Genomic DNA, 5,353 nt, shown 5'->3' with positions numbered 1-5,353 from the left:
CACACCACGCCGACCTGGCGGTAGTAGGCGCCGATCGGCTCGCGGATCTCCAGTCGGGCCAGCTCCTCGGTGGGGGCCTCGAAGAGCTCCAGCTCGGCGTCGGCCGCCCACGGCTGCCCGGCCTCGAAGGAGGCGGCGCCGGTCTCGATCAGCTCGTCCAGGGCCAGGCCCTTGCCCTTCTCGATCGAGGGCAGCCAGCGGTGGTGGGCCATCGGGTGGCCGTTGACGAAGCCGTTGGTCTCGGACGGCTCTCGCAGCGTCACCACGGCCTGGGCGAGGCGCCGGTCGGCCGCGGCGAGGGTGGCGCCGAACCGGGCGCCGGCCTCGATCCGGGGCGCCGGGCCGTACGGGTGCGGCCGGGTCATGTGGATCGAGCCCAGCTTCTTGGGGTAGCCCTGGTGCAGGCCGCGGGCGATGGCGAAGTCCTTGTCCACCCAGATGTAGACGCAGCGCGAGTAGGTACGGCCCTTGTAGGAGCAGCGCACCACCACGAACGCCTCCTTGTACTGGGAGAGCACCGGGTCCAGCAGTTCCCGCCCGGAGGCGGAGCAGGACTGCCAGTCGGCCCAGATCAGCGCGACCGCGCCGGGGTCCTCCTCGGCGAGCTCCAGCGGTTCGGGGAGCAGCTCGCGGACCCGGGCGGGGTCGGTGCGGTACTCGATGGTGATCAGGTCCCCCGAGTAGTGCCACGGCGGCGAGGGGATGAGGGAGGACCCGCCGGTGGCGGTCTTGGGGTGGAAGTAGCCGCGGACGCCGGCCATGGTTGCTCCTCGGTTCTCAGGGATAGCGGGGTCGCTGGGGGCGCGGGTCTCAGACGCCGACCGGCGGTGCCGTCAGCCGGGCGCGGTAGCGGGCGGCGCCGGCCACGGCGGCCGGTCCGCCGAGCGCCACGACGCCGACCAGGCGGTCCTGGACGTGGTAGCCGACCAGCAGGTCGCCGGCCGGGTCGCCGTCGAGCACCCGGGCGTCAGCCGTCCCGAGCGCGGGCGCGCCGAAGGACTGGAGCCGGTACTCGAACTGGTCGCTCCAGAAGGACGGCAGCGGGGCGAACGGCGGCGAATCGACGGGTGCCCCGGCGAGCCCGGCCAGCAGGGTCCGGGCGGCGTGCTTGGCGGTGTCGGTGGGGATGGACCAGTGCTCGACGCGGCGGGGGACGCCGTCGTAGCGGGCGTTGGGGAACCGCGCCACGTCGCCGACCGCCACCACGTGCGGCATGCCCTGGACGCGCAGCTGCTCGTCGCAGAGCACGCCGTCGGCGAGGTCCAGCCCGTTGCCCTCCAGCCACTCGGTGTTGGCGATCGAGCCGACCGCCTCCACCACCACGTCGGCGGGCAGCACGGTGCCGTCGGAGAGGACCACGCCGGTGACCCGGTCCTCCCCCTCGAAGCCGGCGACGGTCCGTCCGAGGGCGAAGCGCACGCCCCGCGCCCGGTGGCGCTCCAGCAGCGCGGTCGCCAGCAGCTCGCCCAGCGGCCGCAGCATCGGCAGCGGCTCGGGGTCGACCACGGTCACGTCGGCGACGCCGAGTCCGCGGGCGGTGGCGGCGACCTCGCAGCCGATGAAGCCGGCGCCGACCACGACGACCCGTGCTCCCGGCCTGGTCAGCTCGGCGCGCAGGCCCTCGGCGTCGGACAGGGTGCGTACGGTGTGGCGGCCGCTGCGCGGGCCCTGCGGGCCGGGGCAGCGCAGTCGGCGGGGCCGCATGCCGGTGGCCACCACCAGGCCGTCGAAGGCGAGTTGAGAACCGTCGTCGAGGGTGACCGCGCGGGCGTCGAGGTCGGCAGAGACGACGGCGGTGCCGAGCCGCCAGAGCACGTCGGCGGCGGAGGCGCGGGGGCGGAAGGCCAGCGAGTCGAAGGGCGCCTTGCCGGCCAGCACCTCCTTGGAGAGCGGGGGGCGGTTGTAGGGCATGTGGGGCTCGTCGCCGACGACGACGATCTCCTCGCTCCAGCCGGCGCCGCGCAGCTGCTCGGCGGCGCGCAGGCCCCCGAGCGAGGCGCCGGCCACCACGATCCGGCCGGTGCCGGTGTTCGCGCTCACGGCGGTCAGCCCTCGATCGAGATGGCCTGCAGCGGGCACACGTCGGCGGCGTCCTCGACGTCCGCGCGCAGCGCCTCGTCCGGCTCGCTGACGAACACCAGGCGCCCGTTCTCGTTCATCTGGAAGACGTCGGGCGCGGCGAAGACGCACTGGCCGTGGTCCTGGCACTTGTTCATGTCGACGACGACCTTCATGGCCGGTCCTCCTGGGGTGACACGGGGTGGGGCGACACGGGGATGTCGTTTGGTTCCAAACAACATAGGGAGTCGCCCCCCTCTGGTCAATACCTATCCAGGCGGATAGAAATTCTGCACAACCCCTTGTCAGGCGATGGACCGGTCCCTACGTTTGGAGCCAAACGAGAGGCCCCCGGCCGGCCGCCCGCAGCTGAGCCGTGACCCCGTATCGGACCTCGTTGCCACACCTTCCCCCACCCCTCCCCACCCTCCTCCGGGCACCGGTGCCCGGGGACCCCCGTATGAGGAGCCAGCCGGTGAGCGCTCAAGAGACCCCCCAGATCCGGAATCACATGGACCGGCTCACCGCCCAGGGCGTCGACGTCGTCCGCGTGATCTACCCGGACCTCATCGGCGTCGACCGGGCCCGCGACGTCCTGCTGGAGCACCTGCCGTCCGCCTGCGACCACGGTCTCGCCTTCTGCCGCGCCGTCTACCACACCAGCCCCCAGGGCGACGTGGTCGACGTGGCCGGCGGTCTCGACGCGGGGCTCCCCGACGTGTCCGTCCGCCCCGACCTCTCCACCCTCACCCCGCTGCCCTGGGAGCCCGGCGTGGCCTGGTGCCTGGGCGACACCGTCGACCCGACCACCGGCCTGCCCTGCCCCGAGTCACCGCGCGACCTGCTGCGCTCCGTCCTCGACCACTGGTCGGCGCTGGGACTGCGCCCGGTGGTCGGACCGGAACTGGAGTACTACCTGTGCGACCCGGCCCCCCGGACGCCGGGCGGCTGGCGGCCCTACGCCGAGGCGCCCGGCAACGTCTACAGCTCGGGCCTGCGCGGCGACCCGGACCGCCACGTGCTGCGGACCCTGCGGCACCTGCGCGACCTCGGCCTGCGCGTCACCGCGGGCAACCACGAGTTCAGCAGCGGCCAGTTCGAGATCAACCTCAACCACTCCGAGGCGCTGGACGCCGCCGACCGCGCCTTCCGCTTCAAGGCCGCCGTCAAGGAGCTGGCCCGCGCCGAGGGCCGGCTCGCCACCTTCATGGCCAAGCCCTTCAACAGCGAGGGCGGTTCCGGCTTCCACCTCCACTTCTCGGGCCTGGACGACTCCGCAGGCAACGCCTTCGACGGCCCCTCGGGCCCGTACGGGCTGTCCGACACCGCCCGGTACGCCATAGCGGGCATACTCGCGCACGCCCCGGCGCTCGCCGCGCTCCTCAACCCGACAATCAACTCCTACAAGCGCTTCGGCCCCGACACCCTCGCCCCCTGGCTCATCGACTGGGGCCTGGACAACCGCAGCGCGATGGTGCGGATCCCGCCGGAGCGCGGCTCGGGCTCGCGCCTGGAAGTGCGCCTCGGAGACGCCAGCGCCAACCCCTACCTGGCGATCGCGGCCACCCTCGCAGCGGCCCTGCTCGGCATCCGGGCCGCCCAGGAGCCCCCCGCGCCCCTGGAGGGCTACGGCTACGACACCGCCAAGTCCCCCGTCCTGCCGATGAGCCTCGACGCCTCGCTCGACGCCCTGGAGGCCGACACCGAGCTCACCGAACTGCTCGGCCGGGACTTCACCTCCGCCTTCCTCACCTACAAGCGCGACGAACTCCAGCGCTTCCAACGGCACATCACCGACTGGGAGTTCACCGAGTACGCCTACCACATCTGATCCCCCCTCAGCACGACCACTCCACGGAGCCGCACCATGACGACCCCTGCCCAGACCGCCGACGTGCGCGAACCCCTCCCCCTGGACGAGGTGGACCTCGCCGACAACGACAGGTTCCTCGACGGCGTCACCCCCTGGCGGATGTTCCACACCCTGCGCCACGAGGACCCGGTGCACTGGCAGCCTGAGCCCGAGCCCAACTCCGGCTTCTGGGCCGTCACCCGCCATGCCGACATCGCCCGCGTCGACCGCGACTCTGAGACGTTCACCTCCACCCGGTTCGTCAACCTGGAGGAGGTCGACGACGACCAGATCAAGAAGCGCGCCTCCATCCTGGAGCTGGACGGCGTCCGCCACCGCGCGATGCGCAGCCTGTTGCAGCGCCAGTTCGGCGCCGGGGTCATCAACCAGTACGCGGACTTCCTGCGCGGCCTGACCGCCAAGACCCTCGACGCGGCCTTCGCCAAGGGCTCCTTCGACTTCGTCGCCGACGTCTCGGCCGACTTCCCGATCAACGTCCTGGCCCGGCTGCTGGACGTCCCCGAGGACGACACCCAGCAGCTCATCGACTGGGGCAACCGCATCATCGGCAACACCGACCCGGACTACGCCGACGTCCTGCTGCACAGCGAGGAGAGCGAGAAGTACCGCGACCTGCCGTTCCGCTCTCCCGCCTCGCTGGAGGTCTTCGAGTACGGCCGCGAACTGGCCCGGCAGCGGCGCGGCGGCGACGGCGCCGACCTGGTCTCCAAGCTGATCAACGAGACCCCGCGGGACGGCGTGCCGCTGTCCGCCCAGGACTTCGACAACTACTTCCTGCTGCTCGTCGTCGCCGGCAACGAGACCACCCGGCACGCGATCTCCCACTCCATGCTGGCGCTGATCCAGCACCCCGAGCAGCTCGACCGGCTGCGGCAGGACCCGTCGCTGATCCCGAACGCGGTCGAGGAGTTCCTGCGCTGGGCCTCCCCGGTCTACCACTTCCGCCGCACCGCGACCCGCGACGTGGAGCTCGGCGGGAAGCGGATCAAGGAAGGCGACAAGGTCGTCATGTGGTACGCCTCCGGCAACCGCGACGAGGAGGTCTTCGGGAACCCGTACGACTTCGACGTGACCCGCCGGAACAACGACCACGTCACGTTCGGCAAGGGCAGCCCGCACCTGTGCCTGGGCAACCTGCTCGCCCGCACCGAGATGCGGATCATGTTCGAGGAGCTGATCCCCCGCATCGCCGACATCCGGCTCACCGGCGACGTCCCCCGGGTCCGCTCCAACTTCGTCAACGGCATCAAGAAGCTCCCCGTCGAGGTCACCCTGGTCTGACCGGGCACCACGGCCCCGGCGCACGCCGCCGGGGGCCGTCCCCTTGACCACTCGTGGTGTCTGCGGAAGCGTGCTCCCATGACTTTGCACTTCATCGGAGCCGACCCGCTCGGGGGCCCGGCCATGGTCTGGGTCGACACG

General features: G+C 72.0%; 5 protein-coding genes. 2 read left to right on the top strand and 3 right to left on the bottom strand.

Features of this window, described 5'->3' with window-relative positions:
• The 3 genes from J0670_RS29015 to J0670_RS29005 form a co-directional block, all read right to left on the bottom strand.
• A partial coding sequence (locus J0670_RS29015; RefSeq protein WP_207814658.1) for an acetoacetate decarboxylase family protein occupies positions 1 to 761 on the bottom strand: 761 nt, incomplete at its 3' end.
• A 49-nt stretch (positions 762 to 810) separates the two neighbouring features.
• A complete protein-coding gene (locus J0670_RS29010; protein WP_207814659.1) occupies positions 811 to 2,013 on the bottom strand; it encodes an NAD(P)/FAD-dependent oxidoreductase in 1,203 nt (400 codons plus the stop codon).
• 32 nt (positions 2,014 to 2,045) lie between these two features.
• The gene (locus tag J0670_RS29005; RefSeq protein ID WP_207814657.1) at positions 2,046 to 2,234 is read right to left on the bottom strand and encodes a ferredoxin; all 189 of its coding nucleotides are present in this window, start codon (positions 2,232 to 2,234) and stop codon (positions 2,046 to 2,048) included.
• A gap of 335 nt (positions 2,235 to 2,569) precedes the next feature.
• On the opposite strand from J0670_RS29005, the gene J0670_RS29000 reads away from it, so the two are divergent.
• Together J0670_RS29000 and J0670_RS28995 are read left to right on the top strand one after the other, a co-directional pair.
• Positions 2,570 to 3,889 carry a glutamine synthetase family protein gene (locus J0670_RS29000; protein WP_243437673.1) on the top strand — a complete coding sequence of 440 codons (1,320 nt, stop codon included), beginning with the start codon at positions 2,570 to 2,572 and terminating at the stop codon, positions 3,887 to 3,889.
• 36 nt (positions 3,890 to 3,925) lie between these two features.
• The gene (locus J0670_RS28995; protein WP_207814655.1) at positions 3,926 to 5,212 is read left to right on the top strand and encodes a cytochrome P450; all 1,287 of its coding nucleotides are present in this window, start codon (positions 3,926 to 3,928) and stop codon (positions 5,210 to 5,212) included.
• Positions 5,213 to 5,353 lie beyond the last annotated feature (141 nt).

It is taken from the genome of Streptomyces sp. FH025 (assembly GCF_017427025.1).
Taxonomy (GTDB): Bacteria; Actinomycetota; Actinomycetes; order Streptomycetales; family Streptomycetaceae; genus Kitasatospora.
Note: the sequence above shows the minus strand (reverse complement) of the source record. Positions and strands in the feature narration are given on the sequence as shown.